This window comes from Streptomyces sp. TLI_146, from assembly GCF_002846415.1.
In the GTDB taxonomy this organism is placed as follows: domain Bacteria; phylum Actinomycetota; class Actinomycetes; order Streptomycetales; family Streptomycetaceae; genus Streptomyces.
The window spans coordinates 4,777,293-4,798,283 of sequence record NZ_PJMX01000001.1 but is presented as its reverse complement, the minus strand read 5'-3'; the positions used below and the strand labels follow the sequence as shown (position 1 = coordinate 4,798,283).

22 protein-coding genes, 1 pseudogene and 1 riboswitch are annotated in these 20,991 nt (G+C 69.9%); of the genes and pseudogenes, 9 read left to right on the top strand and 14 right to left on the bottom strand.

Annotation, left to right across the window (positions count from 1 at the left end; translation table 11 throughout):
• Positions 1-52 precede the first annotated feature (52 nt).
• Entirely contained in the window at positions 53-1,831 is a 1,779-nt protein-coding gene (gene thiC / locus BX283_RS21550) for a phosphomethylpyrimidine synthase ThiC (protein ID WP_101389192.1), read from the bottom strand.
• Positions 1,824-1,958, bottom strand: a riboswitch (TPP riboswitch). Its footprint overlaps the gene before it by 8 nt.
• 71 nt (positions 1,959-2,029) lie before the next feature.
• Here thiC and BX283_RS21545 point away from each other — a divergent pair.
• On the top strand, positions 2,030-3,364 hold the full coding sequence (locus tag BX283_RS21545; RefSeq protein WP_101389191.1) for a YibE/F family protein: 1,335 nt from the start codon (positions 2,030-2,032) through the stop codon (positions 3,362-3,364).
• Between the two features lie 7 nt (positions 3,365-3,371).
• Here BX283_RS21545 and BX283_RS21540 read toward each other — a convergent pair whose 3' ends face one another.
• The 4 genes from BX283_RS21540 to BX283_RS21525 all read right to left on the bottom strand — a co-directional run bounded on the left by BX283_RS21540 (position 3,372) and on the right by BX283_RS21525 (position 5,551).
• Positions 3,372-3,806, bottom strand: a complete 435-nt coding sequence (locus BX283_RS21540) for an SsgA family sporulation/cell division regulator (RefSeq protein ID WP_101392496.1) — start codon at positions 3,804-3,806, stop codon at positions 3,372-3,374.
• Positions 3,807-3,904: 98 nt separating this feature from the next.
• Positions 3,905-4,675, bottom strand: a complete 771-nt coding sequence (locus BX283_RS21535; RefSeq protein WP_180357217.1) for an IclR family transcriptional regulator — start codon at positions 4,673-4,675, stop codon at positions 3,905-3,907.
• 187 nt (positions 4,676-4,862) lie between these two features.
• Positions 4,863-5,081 carry a DUF5326 family protein gene (locus BX283_RS21530; protein ID WP_101389190.1) on the bottom strand — a complete coding sequence of 73 codons (219 nt, stop codon included), beginning with the start codon at positions 5,079-5,081 and terminating at the stop codon, positions 4,863-4,865.
• Positions 5,082-5,233: 152 nt separating this feature from the next.
• Positions 5,234-5,551, bottom strand: coding sequence for a cupin domain-containing protein (locus BX283_RS21525; RefSeq protein ID WP_067162214.1), 318 nt, complete (start codon positions 5,549-5,551; stop codon positions 5,234-5,236).
• Between the two features lie 50 nt (positions 5,552-5,601).
• On the opposite strand from BX283_RS21525, the gene BX283_RS21520 reads away from it, so the two are divergent.
• The 4 genes from BX283_RS21520 (at position 5,602) to BX283_RS21505 (ending at position 8,752) form a co-directional block, all read left to right on the top strand.
• Entirely contained in the window at positions 5,602-5,982 is a 381-nt protein-coding gene (locus tag BX283_RS21520; protein WP_101389189.1) for a phage holin family protein, read from the top strand.
• 11 nt (positions 5,983-5,993) lie between these two features.
• A complete protein-coding gene (locus BX283_RS21515; RefSeq protein ID WP_101389188.1) occupies positions 5,994-7,145 on the top strand; it encodes a cystathionine gamma-lyase in 1,152 nt (383 codons plus the stop codon).
• Positions 7,146-7,333: 188 nt separating this feature from the next.
• Positions 7,334-8,230, top strand: a complete 897-nt coding sequence (locus BX283_RS21510) for a LysR family transcriptional regulator (RefSeq protein ID WP_101389187.1) — start codon at positions 7,334-7,336, stop codon at positions 8,228-8,230.
• Positions 8,231-8,269: 39 nt separating this feature from the next.
• On the top strand, positions 8,270-8,752 hold the full coding sequence (locus tag BX283_RS21505) for an NUDIX domain-containing protein (RefSeq protein WP_101389186.1): 483 nt from the start codon (positions 8,270-8,272) through the stop codon (positions 8,750-8,752).
• Positions 8,753-8,789: 37 nt separating this feature from the next.
• Here BX283_RS21505 and BX283_RS21500 read toward each other — a convergent pair.
• Both BX283_RS21500 and BX283_RS21495 read right to left on the bottom strand, forming a co-directional pair.
• Positions 8,790-9,911 (bottom strand): annotated as a pseudogene (locus BX283_RS21500) (globin domain-containing protein); the annotation flags it as partial.
• 158 nt (positions 9,912-10,069) lie between these two features.
• Positions 10,070-10,705, bottom strand: a complete 636-nt coding sequence (locus tag BX283_RS21495; RefSeq protein WP_101389184.1) for an HAD family phosphatase — start codon at positions 10,703-10,705, stop codon at positions 10,070-10,072.
• Between the two features lie 241 nt (positions 10,706-10,946).
• On the opposite strand from BX283_RS21495, the gene BX283_RS21490 reads away from it, so the two are divergent.
• Positions 10,947-11,798, top strand: a complete 852-nt coding sequence (locus tag BX283_RS21490) for a GNAT family N-acetyltransferase (RefSeq protein ID WP_101389183.1) — start codon at positions 10,947-10,949, stop codon at positions 11,796-11,798.
• A gap of 44 nt (positions 11,799-11,842) precedes the next feature.
• On the opposite strand, the gene BX283_RS21485 is transcribed toward BX283_RS21490, so the two are convergent.
• Together BX283_RS21485 and BX283_RS21480 are read right to left on the bottom strand one after the other, a co-directional pair.
• The gene (locus BX283_RS21485; protein WP_101389182.1) at positions 11,843-12,265 is read right to left on the bottom strand and encodes a heme-binding protein; all 423 of its coding nucleotides are present in this window, start codon (positions 12,263-12,265) and stop codon (positions 11,843-11,845) included.
• A 62-nt stretch (positions 12,266-12,327) separates the two neighbouring features.
• Positions 12,328-13,539, bottom strand: a complete 1,212-nt coding sequence (locus tag BX283_RS21480; RefSeq protein ID WP_101389181.1) for an MFS transporter — start codon at positions 13,537-13,539, stop codon at positions 12,328-12,330.
• A 141-nt stretch (positions 13,540-13,680) separates the two neighbouring features.
• On the opposite strand from BX283_RS21480, the gene BX283_RS21475 reads away from it, so the two are divergent.
• Positions 13,681-14,139, top strand: coding sequence for a MarR family winged helix-turn-helix transcriptional regulator (locus tag BX283_RS21475; RefSeq protein ID WP_101389180.1), 459 nt, complete (start codon positions 13,681-13,683; stop codon positions 14,137-14,139).
• 10 nt (positions 14,140-14,149) lie between these two features.
• Entirely contained in the window at positions 14,150-14,602 is a 453-nt protein-coding gene (locus tag BX283_RS21470; protein ID WP_101389179.1) for a GNAT family N-acetyltransferase, read from the top strand.
• A gap of 81 nt (positions 14,603-14,683) precedes the next feature.
• On the opposite strand, the gene BX283_RS21465 is transcribed toward BX283_RS21470, so the two are convergent.
• Together BX283_RS21465 and dnaB are read right to left on the bottom strand one after the other, a co-directional pair.
• Positions 14,684-16,096: a serine hydrolase domain-containing protein gene (locus BX283_RS21465; RefSeq protein WP_373979275.1), complete on the bottom strand. Its 1,413-nt coding sequence runs from the start codon at positions 16,094-16,096 to the stop codon at positions 14,684-14,686.
• A gap of 120 nt (positions 16,097-16,216) precedes the next feature.
• Positions 16,217-17,704, bottom strand: a complete 1,488-nt coding sequence (dnaB, locus tag BX283_RS21460) for a replicative DNA helicase (RefSeq protein WP_101389178.1) — start codon at positions 17,702-17,704, stop codon at positions 16,217-16,219.
• 423 nt (positions 17,705-18,127) lie between these two features.
• Between dnaB and BX283_RS21455 the strand changes: the two genes are divergently transcribed.
• The gene (locus tag BX283_RS21455) at positions 18,128-19,465 is read left to right on the top strand and encodes an MATE family efflux transporter (protein ID WP_101389177.1); all 1,338 of its coding nucleotides are present in this window, start codon (positions 18,128-18,130) and stop codon (positions 19,463-19,465) included.
• A 165-nt stretch (positions 19,466-19,630) separates the two neighbouring features.
• Here BX283_RS21455 and rplI read toward each other — a convergent pair whose 3' ends face one another.
• From rplI to BX283_RS21440, 3 genes are read right to left on the bottom strand one after another with little or no spacing between them, the layout of a single operon-like run.
• Positions 19,631-20,077 carry a 50S ribosomal protein L9 gene (gene rplI, locus BX283_RS21450; protein ID WP_067162187.1) on the bottom strand — a complete coding sequence of 149 codons (447 nt, stop codon included), beginning with the start codon at positions 20,075-20,077 and terminating at the stop codon, positions 19,631-19,633.
• Between the two features lie 18 nt (positions 20,078-20,095).
• Positions 20,096-20,332 carry a 30S ribosomal protein S18 gene (rpsR, locus tag BX283_RS21445; RefSeq protein ID WP_005315025.1) on the bottom strand — a complete coding sequence of 79 codons (237 nt, stop codon included), beginning with the start codon at positions 20,330-20,332 and terminating at the stop codon, positions 20,096-20,098.
• Positions 20,333-20,375: 43 nt separating this feature from the next.
• Complete coding sequence (locus BX283_RS21440; protein ID WP_101389176.1) at positions 20,376-20,966, bottom strand: single-stranded DNA-binding protein; 591 nt, start codon at positions 20,964-20,966, stop codon at positions 20,376-20,378.
• Between the last annotated feature and the right edge of the window lie 25 nt (positions 20,967-20,991).

The window sequence follows — 20,991 nt, the reverse complement described above, 5'->3', positions numbered from 1 at the left end:
TTTCACGTGAAACAGGGATCGCTGTTTCACGTGAAACATCGGTACGCGTACGTCACTCCGCGATCGGCAGATAGACGCGGTTGCCCGCTGCGGCGAACTCCGCGGACTTCTCCGCCATTCCGGCCTCGATGTCCCCTGCCGCCAGGTCCCCGCCGTGCTCGCGGCGGATGTCCTGCGAGATCTTCATCGAGCAGAACTTCGGCCCGCACATCGAGCAGAAGTGAGCGGTCTTCGCCGGCTCGGCGGGCAGCGTCTCGTCGTGGAACTCCCGGGCGGTGTCCGGGTCGAGGGCCAGATTGAACTGGTCCTCCCAGCGGAACTCGAAGCGGGCATCCGAGAGGGCGTCGTCCCACTCCTGTGCGCCCGGGTGCCCCTTGGCGAGGTCGGCCGCGTGCGCCGCGATCTTGTAGGTGATGACGCCCGTCTTCACGTCGTCGCGGTTCGGCAGGCCCAGGTGCTCCTTGGGCGTGACGTAGCAGAGCATCGCGGTACCCCACCAGGCGATCATCGCCGCGCCGATGCCGGAGGTGATGTGGTCGTACGCCGGGGCGACGTCGGTGGTCAGCGGGCCGAGCGTGTAGAACGGCGCCTCCTCGCAGATCTCCTGCTGGAGGTCGATGTTCTCCTTGATCTTGTGCATCGGGACGTGGCCCGGGCCCTCGATCATCGTCTGGACGTTGTGGCGCTTGGCGATCGTGTTGAGCTCGCCGAGCGTGCGCAGCTCGGCGAACTGCGCCTCGTCGTTGGCGTCCGCGATGGAGCCCGGGCGCAGCCCGTCGCCCAGGGAGTACGTCACGTCGTACGCGGCGAGGATCTCGCAGAGCTCCTCGAAGTTCTCGTACAGGAACGACTCCTTGTGGTGCGCGAGGCACCAGGCGGCCATGATCGAGCCGCCGCGCGAGACGATGCCGGTCTTGCGGCGGGCGGTGAGCGGCACGTACCGCAGGAGCACGCCCGCGTGGACCGTCATGTAGTCGACGCCCTGCTCGGCCTGTTCGATGACCGTGTCCTTGTAGATGTCCCAGGTCAGCTCCTCGGCGCGGCCGTCGACCTTCTCCAGCGCCTGGTAGAGCGGAACGGTGCCGATCGGGACGGGGGAGTTGCGCAGCACCCACTCGCGGGTGGTGTGGATGTTGCGGCCGGTGGAGAGGTCCATGACCGTGTCGGCGCCCCAGCGGGTGGCCCAGGTCATCTTGTCGACCTCCTCCTCGATGGAGGAGGTGACGGCGGAGTTGCCGATGTTGGCGTTGACCTTCACCAGGAACCGCTTGCCGATGATCATCGGCTCGATCTCGGGGTGGTTGACGTTGGCGGGCAGCACCGCGCGCCCGGCCGCGATCTCCTCGCGGACGACCTCGGGGGAGACGTTCTCGCGGATCGCGACGTACTCCATCTCCGGGGTGATCTCGCCCCGGCGGGCGTACGCGAGCTGGGTGACGGCCTGGCCGCCGCGGCCGCGGCGCGGCTGGCGCGGGCGGCCCGGGAACACCGCGTCGAGGTTCTTCAGTCCGCCGCGCGGCGAGGTGTGCTTGATGCCGTCGTCCTCGGGGCGGACCGGGCGGCCCGCGTACTCCTCGGTGTCCCCGCGCGCGATGATCCAGTTCTCCCGGAGCGGCGCGAGACCTCGGCGGACGTCCGTCTCGATGTTCGGGTCGGTGTACGGCCCGGACGTGTCGTACAGCGTGACGTCCTTGCCGTTGGTGAGGTGCACCTGTCGGACCGGGACCCGGAGGTCGGGGCGCGAGCCCTCGACGTATCCCTTGTGCCAGCCGATGGACTTCCCGGCCTCGCTCTGGTTCGAGGCAGGCGTGCGTGCATCCTGAATGGTCATGAGACCTACTCCCTACGCCGGCATTACCCGGTAACAGGTTCGGCGGTCGGCGCAGCTGCTTCCGTACGGTTCGTACGGCTTTCAGCGCCCTCTCAGCCCGGTGCTCCGAGCTCCCGCGTGTGCAAAGGTGTCACCACGCTAGCGTCATCTCCAGCGCGCTGAACAGAGGGGCCCCGTCGTTCTTGCGATGATCGGGCGGTGACGTCAGCAGAGCAGCCCCCCGAAGACGCCCACGGACACCCGCACGGCCAGAGCCATGGGCACACCCACAGCCACGGTCCCGCGGCGCCGGTCTCGAAGCATCTCCGCAAGGTGATCGCCGCCGTGCTGATCCCGTTCTCCCTGGCGGTGCTCGTCGGCCTGGCCGTGCTGTGGCCCGGCGGGACGCCGTCGCACCAGCGCACCGGAGTCGGCTTCGACCGCCAGACCCAGCAAGCGAAGGTCACCGCCCTCCAGAAGGTCGACTGCAAGTCGGTCAACGCCGGTCAGACCCCGCCGAACGGCGACACCTCGCCCCCCGAGGGCCAGGACGCCAAGCGCTCCCGGCAGGGACTGTGCGCCAAGGCGACCATCGAAGTCACCAGCGGCAAGGAGAAGGGCCGCACCTTCACCGAGATCGTCCAGCCCGACGCCCCGCGCCAACTCCACAAGGGGCAGGGCGTGATCGTCGCGTACGCCCCCGACGCCCCGCACGACCTGCAGTATTCGGTGACCGATGTGAACCGGCGGCTCCCGATGGCGCTGCTCGCGGGCATCTTCGCGCTCGCGGTCGTGGTCGTCGGCCGGCTGCGCGGGGTGATGGCGCTGGTGGCGCTGGTCGTCTCGTTCGCCGTGCTGACGCTGTTCATCCTCCCGGCGATCCTCCAGGGCTCCAATCCGCTGCTGGTCGCGGTGGTCGGGTCGAGCGCGATCATGCTGATCGCGCTGTACATGTGCCACGGCCTGTCGGCGCGCACCTCGGTCGCGGTGCTCGGCACGCTGGTCTCGCTCGTCCTGATCGGACTGCTCGGGTCGCTGTTCATCGGCTGGGCCTCGCTGACCGGCAACACCGACGACAACACCGGTCTGATCCACGGGCTCTACCCGGAGATCGACATGTCCGGTCTGCTGCTAGCCGGAGTGATCATCGGCTCGCTCGGGGTGCTCGACGATGTGACGGTCACCCAGACGTCGGCGGTCTGGGAGCTCCACGAGGCCAATCCGACGATGGGTCCGCGCGGGCTGTACCGGGCGGGCATCCGCATCGGCCGCGACCACATCGCGTCGGTGGTCAACACGCTGGTCCTGGCGTACGCGGGCGCGGCGCTGCCGCTGTTGCTGCTGTTCTCGATCGCGCAGAGCAGCGTGGGGACGGTGGCCAACAGCGAGCTGGTCGCCGAGGAGATCGTCCGGACGCTGGTGGGCTCGATCGGCCTGGTGGCCTCGGTCCCGGTGACCACGGCGCTGGCGGCACTGGTGGTCTCGGCCGACCGCCAGGCCGCCGGGGCCCGTGGGCCGTTGCGGGGCGGGCGGGGCCGGCGCCGCAAGAAGTAGGCGGCGCTCAGCCCGCGTTCTGCTCCTCGGCCAGGATCCGCCCCAGCGCCTCGTCCAGGTGTCCGTCGAAGTCGCCGAGCGCGCGCTCCTGCCCCAGCGGTACGAGCCTGTCGGTGCGGTCGAGGAAGGCCACCAGCGGACCGGCCCCGGCCCGGAAGAGCGCCCGCTCGCCGCCCACCCGGAGGCGGATGTGGACGTCGGAGAGCTCCTCGGGGCGCGAGGGCGCGATGTGCACGTCCCCGTCGCCGGTGGGGGTGTTGATGCCGTCGAGCAGCAGTTCCCGCCCGAAGGTCCAGGCCACGGGTTCGTCGCCGGGCAGATGGAAGGTCATGCGGACCGCGTACGGATCGTCGGCGCGGTAGGTGAGCTCCACCGGGATCCTGAAGGAGAGCTCCTCGGAGACGAGGAAGCTCATCATGACCTCTGCCAGGACCTCACGCATCACGTACCCCGCTGTAGCTGAAATGGCCAGGAATGATCCCTCTGGCCTTCGTGACGCCATGGTGCTGTAAGTGGTAGCAGATCACAAGGAGTGAGTTTTCAGATACTGATAGAGAAGGCGAGGGAGCTGAGCAGTCTGCCGACCTCGCCGCGGAGTTGCTCGATCGCCGGAAGCAGGCGTTCTTGCTGGTGAAGCGGCAGGGAGATGGCCATCGTGGCGGCCCCGGAGCCCGCTGTGATCGGGATGGCCGCGCAGACCGTGCCCAGTGCGTACTCCTGTCGTTCGACGACCGGTTGCATACGCTCCGTAGCCGCGAGGCGGTCCAGAAGAGTCCGGCGGTCGCGTACGGAATAGGGCGTGACCGCGCGGACGGGGTGCCGGTCCAGGTGGTCCTCGCGGGCCTTCTCGTCGAGCTGGCTCAGCAGGCACTGGCCGATGGCGTGGGCGTGTCCGGTCTCCCGGAAATCGGCCCACTCCTCGACGGCCGGGACCGACGGCGTGTCGGCCACTCCGGCGATCTCGATCTCACCCTCGCGGTAGACCGCGAAGTAGACGGGGACCCCGATGGCGTCGCGCCACTCCGCGAGAGACCGGCTGATCTTGGTGCGACGATTCTGCAGCGCTCCGCCGTCCGCCAGCCGCTCGACCGCCTCGCCGAAGACGAACACCCCGTTCTCCCTGCGCAGATAGCCCTCGTGGGTGAGGGTGCGCAGCAGGTGGTACGCGGTCGGGAGCGGCAGCCCGGCCTCCCGGGCCAGCTGTTTGGCGGGAGCGCCGTCGACATGGGCGCCCACCGCCTCCAGCAGGCGCAGCGCCCGCTGGACGGAACCGATCAGGGTAGGGACACCGGCGTTCGCAGCCGTGGCCACAGGTCACCCCCAGGCGTGCTGACGGGCAAGGAGCCCGCCCGAGGCAGCAGAGGTTTTCACCATAACGGCCGCCTCTGGCGCCATGAGGGGTTCGGCCTTTCCATCCCTCAGCCGGGCTAATCCCGGGTCGTTCTGTACGAGCGCTGTGCCTTTGCGGACGGCGCCCGTACGAAATGCGCGCCGCCGCCTACCAGTCGCCGCGCGAGGACGACGAGGACATGAACCGCCGTACGACGTAGATGAGACCGCCGACCAGGGCCACGAAGATCAGCACCTTGAAGAGCAGGCCGAACAGGAAGCCCACCACGCTGGCGATGAGACCGCCGAATACGACCAGGGCGATGACGGGCACGGCGACCCACTTCACCCACCAGGGCATCCCCGCGAATATCTCCCGTGCGGCCATCGTCCATACCTCTTTCGTGCTCGTGATTCTCCTGGAGTCTCGGGCTGCTGCCTTCGACACCCTCGATGCTAGGTGCGCGGGGGCATCGAACGGGGGCCTCGCAGCCCTTGAACTCCCCTGACCGAACCCCTAGGGATACCCGGGGGCCGCCCTCAGCTCTCAGGGGGAGAGAACACGACCAGAACCCGCAGGTCCTCGGCGATGTGGTGGAACCGGTGGGCGACCCCGGCCGGCACGTAGACGACGCTGCCCCGCGCCACCTCGGTGGTCTCCAGGCCGACCGTGATCGACGCCCGGCCGCTCACCACGAAGTAGATCTCGTCCTGGGCATGCGGCTTCTGCGGGTCCTGATCGCCCGCGTCCAGCGCGTAGAGCCCGGCCGACATGTTCCTTTCCCGCAGAAACTGCAGGTACGCGCCGTCGTTGGCGGCGCGCTCCGCCTCGAGTTCGTCAAGCCGGAATTGCTTCATCGCCGTCCGCCCCTGCACTGGTACCGATCACGTCTGCCACGATCAGACACATGAAGAATTTCGTAGTCAAGACGCTCGCCAACGCGGCGGCCCTGGCCGTGGCCATCTGGCTGGTCGACAACATCACGCTCACCGGTGACAGCACCGGCAAGAAGGCCCTGACGCTGATTCTGGTCGCCCTGCTCTTCGGGGTGGTGAACTTCATCGTCAAGCCGGTCGTGAAGCTCCTCTCGTTCCCGCTGTTCATCCTCACCCTCGGCCTGATCACCTTTGTGATCAACGCCCTGATGCTGCTGCTCACCTCGTGGCTGGCCGGAAAGCTCGACCTCAACTTCCATGTCGAGGGCTTCTGGACCGCGCTCCTCGGCGGCCTGATCATCTCGATCGTGTCCTGGGCGCTGAACGTCGTTCTGCCCGACGACAACGACTGAGGGGAGCGCGGATGACCTCCGGTGTGAACCCTCCCCAGGAGCCGGGCGACGGCACCAGAGCGGTACGGGCCGGGCTCCCGGACCCGGTGGCGTACGAACCCTCGCTGCCGGGGCCGGTGTTCGCCGCGCACTTCCACCTGCCGGGCGAGGCGGCGGGCCCCTACACCTACGGCCGGGACACCAATCCGACGTGGACCCATCTGGAGCGCGCCCTCGCCGAGCTGGAGTCCCCAGACGCGCCCGCCGAGGCGGTCGTGTTCGCCTCCGGCATGGCCGCGGTCTCGGCGGTCCTGCTCTCCCACGCGCGCGTGGGCGACGCCGTGGTCCTGCCGGACGACGGCTACCAGGCACTGCCCCTGGTGCGCGAGCAGCTCGCCGCGTACGGGGTCGAGGTCCGCACCGCGCCGACCGCGGGCGATGCCCAGCTCGCCGTCCTGGACGGCGCGGCCCTCCTGTGGATCGAGACGCCCTCCAACCCGGGCCTGGACGTCTGCGACATCCGGCGCCTCGCGCGGGCCGCCCACGACACGGGCGCGCTGGTCGCGGTCGACAACACGCTGGCGACCCCGCTCGGCCAGCGCCCGCTGGAGCTCGGCGCGGACTTCGCGGTGGCCAGCGGCACCAAGGGCCTCACCGGCCACGGCGACCTGCTGCTCGGCTATGTGGTCTGCCGGGACCCCGAGCTCGTCGCGCGCGTACGTCGATGGCGCAAGGTCGTCGGGGCGATTCCGGGGCCGATGGAGGCCTGGCTCGCGCACCGCTCGCTGGCCACGCTCCAGCTGCGCGCGGACCGGCAGTCGGCGAACGCGCTGGCCGTCGCCGAGGCGCTGCTCGACCGCCCCGAGGTGAGCGGGGTGCGCCATCCCGGGCTGCCGTCCGACCCCGCGCACCGGCAGGCGGCCGCGCAGATGCGCCGCTTCGGCTGTGTCGTCTCCTTCGACCTGCCCGACCGCGCGTACGCGGAACGGTTCCTGGCGGCGCTGCGGCTGGTGGACGACGCCACCAGCTTCGGCGGAGTGCGCTCCACGGCCGAGCGGCGCGGCCGCTGGGGCGGTGACAAGGTCGCGGAGGGCTTCATCCGCTTCTCGGCCGGGGCCGAGGACACCGCGGACCTCGTCGCCGACGTACGGCGGGCACTGGACGAGGCCTCGGCCGCGGCGTGAGACGGGCGGTCCGAGCCTCCCCCCTCATGGCTCGGACCGCCCCGGTTCCACGCGCGAAGAACCGCGTCACCAAGGCTAGTTGACTCTGTGTCAGTGTCCAATCACGGTAGCGACAGAGACCTATCGACATATTTATAGTTGTGTCCGGCCGGGGACGCCGTGAGGCAGTTCGGAACGGGAGGGCAGCCATGGACCTCGCCCTGCTGCGCACGTTCGTCACGGTCCACCGCGCGGGCTCCTTCACCCGGGCCGCCGCCCTGCTCGGCCTCTCGCAGCCCGCCGTGACCAGCCAGATCCGCACCCTGGAGCGGCAGTTGGGGCGACCGCTGTTCCTGCGCCAGGCGCGGGGAGTGACACCGACGACCGTCGGCGACGAACTGGCCCAGCGGGCCGCCCCGCATCTGGACGCACTGGTCGAGATCGCGGAGTCCGGCTCGTACGAGGAGTCGGGCGTACGCACCCTCCACCTCGCGGGACCGGCGGAGTTCACCTCGCTGCGCGTCCTGCCCGCGCTGACCTCGCTGGTCCCCCAGGGGATCGCGCTGCGGGCCTCCTTCGGCAACGCCGAGGAGACCCTGGAGGGCCTGGCCGCAGGCCACCACGACCTGGCCGTCGCCACCGCCCGCCCCCGTGGCCGGCTGCTCAGCGCGACCCCGCTCTGCGACGAGGAGCACGTCCTGGTCGCCGGGGTGCGCTGGGCCTCGCGGGTCGCGCCGGGGGCGCTGCGGCGCGGGGGCCCCGGCGTACTGGAGCACATTCCGGTGGTGGAGGTGCACGAGTCGCTGCCGCTCGTCTCGCGCTACTGGGCCGCGGTCTTCGACACCAAGCCGGCCGCCGCGGGCACGGTGATCGCGCCCGACCTGCGGGCGGTCCTGGAGACGGTGACGGCGGGCGCGGGCCTGGCCGTACTGCCGCGCTATCTGTGCGAGGGAGCGCTGGAGCGCGGCGAGCTGGTGGCCCTGCTCGACCCGCCGGTGCCCTCGCTGCGGACCTACTTCCTGGCGGTGCGCACCGGCACGCTCGCCCTGCCGCACATCGCGCGGGCGCAGGAGTGGCTGCTGCGCGCCGCGGTCGACTGGTGCTGAGGGAGTTTCGCGGGCGCCGCCACGGGCCACATTTCTCCCATGACCGTCCGACCCGTGGTCAAGCGCACCGCACGAGCCGTCCTGCTCGACGGCGACGACCTCATCCTGATCAAGCGCACCAAGCCCGGCATGGATCCGTACTGGCTCACCCCCGGCGGCGGCGTCGAGCCGGAGGACTCCACCGTCGTCGAGGCCCTGCACCGCGAGGTGCACGAGGAGCTCGGCGCGAAGATCACCGACGTGGTGCCCTGTTTCGTCGACACCGTCGAGCACATCGGCGCCGACGGCGGGGCGACCGGCGTGAAGGTGCAGCACTTCTTCGTCTGCCGGCTCGACTCCATGGACGAATCCCTGCGGCACGGCCCCGAGGTGGACGAGCCGTGCGGCGAGTACGAGATCGTCCGGATCCCATTCACCCGCGTCGGCATCGCCTCCGTCCACCTCGTGCCGCTGTCGCTGCGGCACTACCTCGACGGCAACATCGAGGGCGTCCGCGCGATGCACGCGCCCGACCTGGGCTGATCCCCCACCGGGCACGCGGACCCGGTGGGGCGCCGCCTCAGTCGTTCGCCGCGACGAGCTCCTCCACGGAGTCGTGCCGGATCCGGTCGGAGGGGATCCCGATGTCCCGCAGGGTGGTCACCCCGCTGCGGATCATCCCGGGCGGCCCGGACACATAGGCGTCGTACGAGGTCCACGGCCCGTACTCGCGCACCGCTTCCGGGAGCCGCCCGCTGAGCCTGCCCGGACCCTCCGAGACCACCGGCCGCACCGACAGCCAGGAGTGCGCCTGCTGCAGCCGCAGCAGGGTGTCGATGTCGTAGAGGTCCTGGTTGCTGCGGGCGCCGTAGAAGACCTCCACGGGCCGCCGCTCCCCGTACCGGGCGACGTCCTCGACCAGCGCCTTGATGGGCGCTATGCCGGTGCCGCCGCCCAGACAGAGCAGGCCGTCGTCGGTGGTGTGGTCGACCACCATCGACCCGGCGGGCGGCCCCAGGCGCAGGGTGTCTCCGGGGCGGGCACGGTGGACCAGCGCCCCGGAGACCCAGCCGGCCGGTACCGCCTTGACGTGCAGTGACAGCAGCCCGTCGGAGCGGGGCGCGGACGCCAGCGAGTAGTGCCGCCATATCCGCGGCCACCAGGGCGTCTCCAGCGTCGTGTACTGCCCGGCCAGAAAGGGGTACGGCTGGTCCGGGCGGAGCGTGACCACCGCGATGTCCGGGGTCCTCAGATCGTGCGAGACGACCTCGGCGTACCACCAGGCCGGCCGGTGCAGTTCGTCCTCGTCGGCCGCGTCGATCATGATCTGCGACATCGTCGTGTACGCCCGGACCCAGGCGGCCTGGGTCGGCTCGTCCCAGGTCTTCTCGGCGTACCGGACCAGCGCCCCGATCAGCGCCTCGCCGACGGCCGGATAATGCTCGGGCCGGGTGCCGTACTTACGGTGGCCCCGGCCCAGCTGGCGAAGATATTCAGTGAGTGTGGCGGTGTTCTCCAGATGCTCGGCGGCCGTGAGCAGCGCCTTCAGCAACCGGTCCCGCTGGGCGTCCATCGCTGCCGGAAACAGTGTCCGCAGCTCCGGGTCGCCTATGAAGAGCAGAGCGTAGAAGTACGACGTGACCTTGTCCGCTAACGGTGCGATCTCCGCGAGAGTGCGGCGTATCAGCACAGCGTCGGTCGACGTGTTGGTCGGAGCGTTCATCCCTTGTCTCGCCTCGAACTCTGGCCGCAGTTACCGACGTCCGGGAGTCCCGTCCCTCCCGTAACGGAGCATGTCAGCTTCAGGGAGTTCGCGGGGACAAATAGCAGGAATCCCGGGTATCCGAACCGGCATTCCCCTTAGGCTCGTGTGACCTGTGCCAGTGCGTAGGCCTCACGGAGGTCGCCTCCGGTGTAGGTGTGCGTGGCTCTTCCGGCGAGATGGCGGTCGGCGTTCACGGCGACCGAGACGGGCACCGCGGCGAAGAGCTCCACGTCGGACATGGAGTCCCCGTACGCGACGCAGTCCTCCCTGCTCACCCCGAACTCGGCGCGCAGCCGCTCCGCGACCGTCACCTTCGCGGCGGCGCTGAGGATCCCCGCCGGGTCGACGGGCCGGGTGAAGGGCACCTCGGGGAAGACGGAACCGTGCGCGGCATGGGCTCCCCACTCCAGCAGCCGCTCGACGAAGAACGACGGCGAGAGCGAGATCACGGCGCAGTAGTCGCCGCCCTGACGGATCTGCCGCCACACGTCCTGGATCCCGGCGAGCCAGGGCGCCGAGACGAACGCAGCCGTCACATGCTCCTGCGTCAGCCCCGACCAGAGCTCGTGCACCCGGGCCGCGTACTCGGGCGGCCCGATCAGACCGCTGGACAGCTCCCGCTCCAGCTCGCCGATCTCCTCCAGCAGCCCGAGCTGCCGGGATATCTCGACCGGCGCGGCGGAGCCCCTGATGAGGGTTCCGTCGAGGTCGAAGAGATGAAGTCTCGCCATGTACGCCGAGGCTAGTACCCCTGGTCAAGCCCTGTGCGCCCGGCACCCGGGCCGCCTTGATCCTCCAGGGGCTCTGTGTTTCACGTGAAACGACGCTCTCGGTTTCACGTGAAACAACGCCCTTGTTGCCTGTTTCACGTGAAACATCCGGGGCGGGAGCTGACAGAGCGTGGCCGAAAGCCACGTGCTGTATGCGCAAAACGGTGGACGAGGTACGGGTTTATCGGACAGCCTGATCCCCATGCCCTCACCGCTCGACGAGCTTCCGATCCGCCGCCTGACCATTGACGACCTGGTTTCCTGCGCCGACCTCTCCGAGAACCGCGGCTGGCCGCGCGAGGAGCACAAGTGGGGCCTGCTGCTCACAGCGGGAAGGGGCTACGGCATCGACGACCCGGACGGCAAAGGCCTGGTCACCGCCTGCGTGGTCACCTCGTACGCGGATCTCGCCGCCATCGGAATGGTCCTGGTGGCCGAGAAGCACGCACGGCAGGGCGTGGGGCGGCGGCTGATGCGACACGTTCTGGCGGAGCTGGGCGACCGGCCGGTCACGCTGCACGCCACGCCGTACGGACAGCCGCTCTACGAGGAGCTGGGCTTCGAGACCACCGGCCGCGCCGAGATGGTCCGTGGCCACTTCCGGGCCTCGGGCCCGGCCCCCACTGTGGCGACGCGCCCGGCGACCGCCGAGGACCTGCCCGCCATCCTGCGGCTGGACGACGACGTCTTCGGCCGCGACCGCACGCATGTGATCACCCGGCTGCCCGCCTTCGCCGACCAACTGCGGGTCGCCGAGGACTCCGGTGGCCTCATCGGCTACGCGGCGGCCTGGCCGAACATGGAGACCCATGTCGTGGGCCCGCTGGTGGCGCGTGACACCGAGACCGCGAAGGCCCTGATCGCCTCGCTCGCCGCGGGCACGGACCGCCCGTTGCGCACCGATGTCGACGTACGCCACGAGGAGTTGCTCAACTGGCTGAAGGCGAACGGTCTGGAACCGATCGCCTTCAACGCGGTGATGACCCGCAACATCCCCGGCCTGCCCGGCGACTGGACCCGCCGCTTCGCTCCGCTGACGGTCGCCGCGGGCTGAGCACGGGCCTGCCGCAGAGCGGTGAAGCTGCGGGGGCAGCGGGCTCAGACGAGCCGCTGGACGGCCTCCGTGGCGAAGCCGTGGTCCTGCTCGTGGGACCCGCCGCCCACACCGATCGCCCCGATCAGCCGGCCGTCGCGGTGGACGGGGACGCCGCCCGCGATGAAGAGCAACGGCCGGTCGAGCGCGGTCGGCAGGGTGTGGAAGAGCCCACCGGGCTGGACCGCGTCGACTAGGTCGGCGGTCGGAGTGCCGAGCTGGAGCGCGGTGTACGCCTTGCGGTTGCTGGTCTCGCCAGCGATCAGTACGGCGCGGTCATCGCGGCGGAAGGCGAGGAGATGGCCACCGGCGTCGAGCACGGTGACGGCGACCGTGGCCCCGGCCTCGTCGGCGGCGGCGCGAGCCGCCTCCACAAGGGCTTCGGCGTCCTGGATGGTGAGCGGGGCAACTGCGGTGGTGGTGCTCATGAGGGGTGACTCCTTGGTGCGGCAGAGCTGTTGGCCAGGGGTGACCGGGCGCTGCGGGGTGGTCAGTGGTGCGCCGCGGCGGCGCGGGTGGACTCGGGCGCGGCGCCCGTGACGATGCGGCTGTCCGTCCGCGTACGCCGTTCCAGTGCGCTGGAGACGACGGCGAGGACGACCGCCGAGGCGGCGAGCGCGGCGCCGACCCAGTTCGGGGCGGTGTAGCCGAGTCCGGCGGCGATCACGAGGCCGCCGAGCCAGGCGGAGAGCGCGTTGCCGAGGTTGAAGGCGCCGATGTTCACGGCGGAGGCGAGGGTGGGGGCGCCCGCGGCCTGGTCCAGGACCCGCTTCTGCAGCGGCGGTACGGTCGCGAAGCCGAGCGCGCCGATCAGGAAGACGGTGACGGCTGAGGCGGTCTTGTCGTGGGCGGTGAGCGTGAACAGGGCCAGCACGGTGGCGAGCCCGCTCAGCGACACATACAGCATGGGCATCAGGGCCCGGTCGGCGAACCGGCCGCCGATCAGGTTCCCGGCGACCATGCCGAGGCCGAAGAGGACGAGCAGCCAGGTGACGGAGCCGTCCGCGTAGCCGGTGACGTGGGTCATCATCGGCGTGATGTAGGTGATCGCGGCGAAGACGCCGCCGAAGCCGAGCACGGTCATCGCCATGGCGAGCAGCACCTGGACGTTGCGGAACGCGGCGATCTCGTGGCGCAGCCGGACTCCCTCGGCCTTCGGCATGTCGGGGACGAGCTTGGCGACGCCCAGGAGCCCGACCACGCCGAGCGCGGCCACGATGAAGAACGTCGTACGCCAGCCGATCTGCTGGCCGACCAGCGTGCCCAGCGGGACGCCGATGACATTGGCGACGGTCAGGCCGGTGAACATCATCGCGATGGCGCCGGCCTTCTTCTCCGGGGCGACCAGATCGGCCGCGACGACCGAGCCGATGCCGAAGAACGCGCCGTGCGCCAGGGAGGCGACGATCCGTCCGGCCAGCATCAGCCCGAAGACCGGGGCGACGGCGGAGAGCACGTTGCCGATGATGAAGAAGCCCATCAGCAGCATCAGCATGCGCTTGCGGGAGATCCTGGTGCCCAGGACCGTCATCAGCGGGGCGCCGAGCACCACGCCGAGCGCGTATCCGGTCACCAGGTAGCCGGCCATGGGGATGGTCACGTCGAAGGTGTCGGCCACCTCCGGGAGCAGGCCCATGATCACGAATTCGGTGGTGCCGATACCGAACGCCCCGATGGCCAGGGCTAGGAGCGCGAGTGGCATGGGATGTTCACCCTTCCAGGAGATTGCACGAGCGCCTTACGAGCGTCCACAATAATTGCAGACGCGGGTTAATTGCAAACGCGGGCTATTGCACTCGTGGCCTATCCTGGTCTCAAGCCGCTCCGGACGGAGGACAGACGCATGACCGCGACGGACCCCGCACTCACCGCCCTCTCCCAGGGCTGGTGCGCCCTCTCCCTGCTGCACGGAAAGATCGAGGCCCACATCGAGCGGGCCCTCCAGTCGGGGCACGAGCTGAGCGTGCGCGAGTACTCGCTCCTGGACGTCCTCAGCCGCCAGCACAGCGGCCCGGGCGGCCATCTGCAGATGAAGCAGGTCGCGGACGCGGTCGTCCTCAGCCAGTCCGCCACCACCCGGCTGGTCACCCGCCTGGAGGACCGCGGCCTGCTGACCCGGTACCTCTGCGACACCGACCGGCGCGGGATCTACACCGACGTCACGGAATCCGGCCTGGAGCTGCTCTCCGAGGCCCGGCCGACCAATGACCGCGCACTGCGCGAGGCGCTCGACGAGGCCGCGCGGAACCCGGAGCTCGCCCCGCTGGTCAGGGCCGTCGAGGAACTCCGCGTCCCGGCGTAGTCTCCGGGCCATGAGCGATCTTGAGATAAGGCCGGCGGCGCCCGAGGACATCCCGGCGATCGTGGCGATGCTCGCCGATGACCCGCTGGGCGCCCAGCGGGAGTCGCCGGACGACCTGGCCCCGTACCTCGCCGCCTTCGACCGGCTGGCCAACGACCCGAACCAGCACCTGGTCGTCGCCGTCCGCGACGACCAGGTCGTCGGCACCCTCCAGCTGACCGTCATCCCGGGGCTTTCGCGGCGCGGCGCCACCCGCTCGATCATCGAAGGCGTACGCATCCACGCCGATGAGCGCGGCAGCGGCCTCGGCACCCGGCTCATCGAGTGGGCCGTCGATGAATCAGGGCGCCTGGACTGCCAGTTGGTCCAGCTGACCTCGGACGCCACCCGCATCGACGCCCACCGCTTCTACGAGCGGCTGGGCTTCGAGGCGTCCCATCTGGGCTTCAAGAAAGCCCTCTGAGCCTCCAGGACCGGACCTCGCTGAGCGCCCCGGGGCACGCACGTGGTCCCGGGGCGCCGGGACCACGTTTCACGTGAAACATCAGACCCCGCGCCAGCCCTCGGGGTCGACACCGCCCGGGACCGCGTCGTCCGGCCCGTACGGCTCCCGGGTGAAGGCGAACGACCCGAGGTCGAGATGGCTCACCGAGCCGTCCGGCCGGTGCACCGCCCGCAGGATCTCGCCCTTGTAGTAGCCGTTGAGGCCGATCCAGGTGCCATCGCCACGGGCCTCGAACCGCGCGGCGCGGCCGGTTCCGCGCAGCGGCTCCAGCGCCACCGTGCCGTCGGCGCTCAGCCGCAGGCCGTAGGCATAAGTCCCCCAGTACCAAGGGCCGGTGAGCTCCAGCAGGGCCGGGTCGACCCCGGACAGGGGGCGCCACGGCTCGGGGAGCTTCGGTTCGGCCTCGGCCACGATCCGGACGAGGTCGGCGGCGACGGCCGGCGCCGTCCCCGAGGTGGCGTTGGCGAGCGCGACCGCCCCGATGCCGTCCTGCACGCTGATCCACAGCCCGGCGACGAACCCGGGCAGCGAGCCGGTGTGCCCGGCGAGGGTGCGGTGGTCGTCCTGGCGGCTCAGTTGCATGCCCAGTCCGTAACCGCCCTGCCAGTCCCCTGCCTCGGGCGGCGCGGACGGCGTCCGCATCTCCCGTACGCCCGCGGCGCTCAGCACCCGGTCGTCTCCCTCGGCGAGGAAAACAGCGAAGCGGCAGAGGTCCGCGGCCGTCGACCACAACTGGCCCGCGGGCGCCATGATCCCCAGGTCCTCGGACGGCTCGGGCAGCAGCGCGTCGGCCCACGGGTGCACGGCCCAGCCGCCCGCGTGCGGCGCCACCGGCTGCGTGCTCGTCCTGGTCAGCCCCAGTGGATCGAGGATCTCGCTCTGTAGCGCCTCCTCCCAGGACACTCCCCGCACGGCCTCGACCAGCGAACCGAGCAGTGTGTAACCGGGGTTGGAGTAGTGGTGCAGCCTGCCGACCGGGTGCAGGAATGGGTTCTCGCCCAGCACGTCCGAGAGCTCGGGGCGCAGCGCCGCCGAGCTCCGCTCCCACCAGGGCGCGGGCGTTTCGGCCGCCAACCCGGCGCTGTGGCTGAGTAGTTGGGCGATGGTGACCTCCCCTACTCCGGTGCCGGGCAGGTGCTTCTCCAGCGGGTCGTCGAGGTCCAGCAGCCCTTCGTCCCGCAGCCGCATCACCAGGACGGCCGTGAAGGTCTTGGTGATCGAGCCGATGCGGTACTGGACGTCCGCGTCCGGACCATGACCGTCGACCGAGGTGCGCGAGCCCGTCCAGACGATCCGGCCTCCGCGCACCACGGCGGCGACGAGCGAAGGGAGCCGCCCCTCGGACTGGGCGACGGCGAGGCGGTGGATCAGAGCGCGTTCCGTACTGGCCAGAAGGCCGGCGGGGGCCGTGGTCATCGGCGGGGTGATCGGCACATGCGGGGATGAGGTCATAACCCCAGGTCTATCCCCGGGGCCACGCGCCCGTCGAACGGGTTTCGTCCGACGCGCCCGAGTTGGCGCCGGCCGCGCTGTCCACGCCGCGCGTGCCGGTTCGTGAGTGTCAGGGCCCGGTCAGGTCTGTGCCATGTCCACGAAGCGCGAGTAGTGGCCCTGGAAGGCCACCGTGATCGTGGCCGTCGGACCGTTACGGTGCTTGGCCACGATCAGGTCCGCCTCGCCGGCGCGCGGGGACTCCTTCTCGTACGCGTCCTCGCGGTGCAGCAGGATGACCATGTCCGCGTCCTGCTCGATGGAGCCGGACTCACGCAGGTCGGAGACCATCGGCTTCTTGTCCGTACGCTGCTCGGGGCCACGGTTCAGCTGCGACAGCGCGATGACCGGGAGCTCCAGCTCCTTGGCGAGCAGCTTGAGGTTTCGGGACATGTCCGAGACCTCCTGCTGGCGGCTCTCGGCGCGCTTGGACCCGCCGGACTGCATCAGCTGGAGATAGTCGATGACGACGAGCTTGAGATCGTTGCGCTGCTTGAGCCGACGGCACTTGGCGCGGATCTCCATCATCGACAGGTTCGGGGAGTCGTCGATGTACAGCGGGGCCTGGGAGACGTCCGGCATACGGCGGGCGAGCCGGGTCCAGTCCTCGTCGGTCATGGTGCCGGAGCGCATGTGGTGCAGCGCGACCCGGGCCTCGGCCGACAGCAGACGCATCGCGATCTCGTTGCGGCCCATTTCGAGGGAGAAGATCACGCTGGGCAGGTTGTGCTTGATCGAGCAGGCCCGGGCGAAGTCCAGCGCCAGCGTGGACTTACCCATGGCGGGACGGGCCGCGATGACGATCATCTGGCCCGGGTGGAGACCGTTGGTGAGCGAGTCGAAGTCGGTGAAGCCGGTCGGCACACCGGTCATCTCGCCGCTGCGGGAGCCGATCGCCTCGATCTCGTCGAGCGCGCCCTCCATGATGTCGCCGAGCGGCAGATAGTCCTCGCTGGTGCGCTGCTCGGTGACCGCGTAGATCTCGGCCTGGGCGGAGTTGACGATCTCGTCGACGTCGCCGTCCGCCGCGTATCCCATCTGCGTGATCTTCGTGCCCGCCTCGACGAGACGGCGGAGCACCGCCCGCTCGTGGACGATCTCGGCGTAGTACGACGCGTTGGCCGCGGTCGGCACCGACTGGACCAGGGTGTGCAGATATGTAGGGCCGCCGACGCGGGTGATCTCGCCCCGTTTGACCAGCTCGGCCGCGACGGTGATCGGGTCGGCCGGCTCGCCCTTCGCATACAGGTCGAGGATCGCCGTATAGACGGTCTCGTGCGCCGGACGGTAGAAGTCATGGCCCTTGATGATCTCCACGACGTCCGCGATGGCGTCCTTGGAGAGCAGCATGCCGCCGAGAACGGACTGCTCGGCGTCGATGTCCTGCGGGGGGACCCGTTCGAAGCCGGACGAGCCGCCGCCGTCCCAGGATTCGCTCTCGCTGCCCCGGTCGTGCTGGTCGTCGCGGCCGCGGCCCCGTCCGTCGGCGCGGCGGGGACGGGATACGGGCAGACGGTCACCCGGACCGCTGTCGGCCCAGGGGTCGTCCAAGGGCTCGGGAATGCTCACCGGGCCACCTCCTCCCGTCCGCTCCGCGGACCTAGCCGTGCCACTCTTTCTACGGCACGACACTGACAAAACGAGAGGCCCGACTCCGCTTCCGGCGCGTCGGGCGCCGGTCCACGTTAGGCCCGTCTGCACCGTCAGCCAATCTGGTTATCCACAGGCCATGTGGACGACGGACCAGATGCTGTGGAGAACCCCGCAGAACCTGTGCACGGACCGGGGGACAGCACTGTGGACAAAGTCATAGCCACCCTGCCAACACCACTGTGACCTGCGGCTTTTCCGTCCACCGGCTGTGGGGGAGAAAAACTTTCCCGGCTGGCCCAAGATCACGACAAACGGCGCACAGCCGAACCGCACTCCGGTTCCAAGGTAAGGATCACTAATGCATTGCATCTCTTACCTGTGGAAGATTAGATTGAGTTCATGACACAGGCCCCAGTGGCACCGAGGAATATCCGGCGCCGACACGACCGCGAGATCGTCTCCCTCGCCGTGCCCGCCTTCGGCGCACTCGTCGCCGAGCCGCTCTTCGTCATGGCCGACAGCGCGATCGTCGGCCACCTCGGCACCCCGCAACTGGCCGGTCTGGGCATCGCCGCGGCACTCCTCACCACCGCCGTGAGCGTCTTCGTCTTCCTCGCCTACGCCACCACGGCCGCCGTCGCACGCCGCGTCGGCGCCGGAGACCTGCAGGCCGCCATCCGCCAGGGCATGGACGGTGTCTGGCTCGCTCTGCTGCTCGGCGCGGCCGTCATCGCCGTCGTCCTGCCCGCGGCCCCCTGGTTCATCGATCTCTTCGGCGCCTCGGACACCGCCGCCCCCTACGCCGTCACCTATCTGCGCATCTCCGCCCTCGGTATCCCCGCCATGCTGATGGTGCTCGCGGCCACCGGCATCCTGCGCGGCCTCCAGGACACCAGGACGCCGCTGTATGTGGCCGTCGGCGGCTTCGCACTCAACGCGGCGCTGAACGTCGGGCTCGTCTACGGGGCGGACCTCGGCATCGCGGGCTCCGCCTGGGGCACCGTGATCGCCCAGTTCGCGATGGCGGCCGTCTACCTCTCGGTCGTCGTACGGGGAGCCCGACGGCACGGCGCCTCCCTGCGTCCGGACGCGGCGGGCATCCGCGCCAGCGCCCAGGCAGGAGTCCCGCTCCTTGTCCGTACGCTCTCGCTGCGGGCCGTGCTGATGATCGCCACCGCCGTGGCCGCCCGGCTCGGTGATGCCGACATCGCCGCCCACCAGATCATCCTGTCCCTGTGGAGCCTGCTGGCGTTCGCCCTCGACGCGATCGCCATCGCCGGGCAGGCCATCATCGGGCGCTATCTGGGGGCCGAGGACACAGAGGGCGCCCGCCAGGCGTGCCGGCGCATGGTGGAGTGGGGCATCGCGGCCGGAGTCGTGCTCGGCGTGCTGGTGGCCGTCGCCCGACCCCTGTTCATCCCGCTCTTCACCGGGGACCACACAGTCCAGGACACTCTGTTGCCCGCCCTCCTCGTGGTCGCCGTCTCCCAGCCGATCTCGGGCGTCGTCTTCGTCCTCGACGGGGTGCTGATGGGTGCGGGCGACGGCCCGTATCTGGCCTGGGCGATGCTGCTGACGCTCGCCTGCTTCGCTCCGGTGGCACTGCTGGTCCCGACACTCGGCGGCGGGCTCACCGCACTGTGGTGGGCGATGACGCTGATGATGGCCGTCCGGATGCTGACGCTGTGGCTCCGTGCCCGCTCGGGCCGCTGGCTGGTGACGGGCGCGACGCGCTGAGGGCTGCGCCGCAGGGCCTGCGATGTTTCACGTGAAACACGGGAGCCAGCCAGAGCGGTTTCCCTCAAGCGCGCGTTTCACGTGAAACATCGCACGCACCGCCCAAAAGCGAAGGGCCGCACCCCGGAGGATGCGGCCCTTCTTATGCTCTGCTGAGCGCTGCGCTTAGGCGGCGACGACCTCGACGCCAACCTTCGCGGCAACCTCGGCGTGCAGACGCACGGACACCTGGTGCGCGCCCAGGGTCTTGATCGGCGAGCCGAGCTCGACGCGACGCTTGTCCACGTCCGGGCCACCGGCAGCCTTGATCGCCGCAGCGACGTCGGCCTGGGTGACGGAGCCGAAGAGACGGCCGGCGTCGCCGGAGCGAACAGCCAGACGCACCTTCACGCCTTCGAGGCGGGCCTTGATCTCGTTGGCCTGCTCGATGGTGGCGATCTCGTGGATCTTGCGAGCACGACGGATCTGCTCGACGTCCTTCTCGCCGCCCTTGGTCCAGCGGATCGCGAAACCACGCGGGACCAGGTAGTTGCGAGCGTAGCCGTCCTTGACGTCGACGACGTCGCCAGCGGCACCGAGGCCAGAGACCTCGTGGGTGAGGATGATCTTCATTTTTCGGTCACCCTTCCCTTATCGCGCGGTGGACGTGTAGGGCAGCAGCGCCATCTCACGGCTGTTCTTGACGGCCGTGGCGACGTCACGCTGGTGCTGCGTGCAGTTGCCGGTCACGCGGCGGGCACGGATCTTGCCGCGGTCGGAAATGAACTTCCGCAGCATGTTCGTGTCCTTGTAGTCCACGTAAGCGGTCTTGTCCTTGCAGAAAGCGCAGACCTTCTTCTTAGGCTTGCGCACAGGCGGCTTCGCCATGGTGTTTCTCCTGTGTGATCAAGAAGTGGGGGTACGGGCTGCCCTAGAAGGGCGGCTCGTCCGAGTAGCCGCCACCGGAGCCGCCGGAGCTTCCGCCCCAGCCGCCACCGCTGCCGCCCTGCTGCTGACCGCCGCCGGCCGGCGCGCTGGAGGCCCAGGGGTCGTCGGCGGGAGCGCCGCCACCCTGAGGACCACCACTGGGGGCTCCACCCCAGTTGCCGCCGCCCTGCTGCTGGCCACCGCCGCCGTAACCACCCTGGCCGCCTCGACCGGTGGTCTTGGTGACCTTGGCCGTGGCGCTCTTGAGGCTGGGGCCGACTTCGTCGACATCCAGCTCGTAGACCGTGCGCTTGACGCCCTCGCGGTCCTCGTACGACCGCTGCTTCAACCGGCCCTGCACGATGACGCGCATGCCTCGCTGAAGCGACTCGGCGACGTTCTCCGCCGCCTGACGCCAGACCGAGCAGGTCAGGAAGAGGCTTTCGCCGTCCTTCCACTCATTGGTCTGACGGTCGAAGGTGCGGGGAGTCGACGCGATACGGAACTTCGCGACGGCCGCACCGGACGGGGTGAAGCGCAGCTCGGGGTCGTCGACGAGATTGCCGACGACCGTGATGACGGTCTCGCCTGCCATGGGTGAACCTCTCGGCGGGGATTGC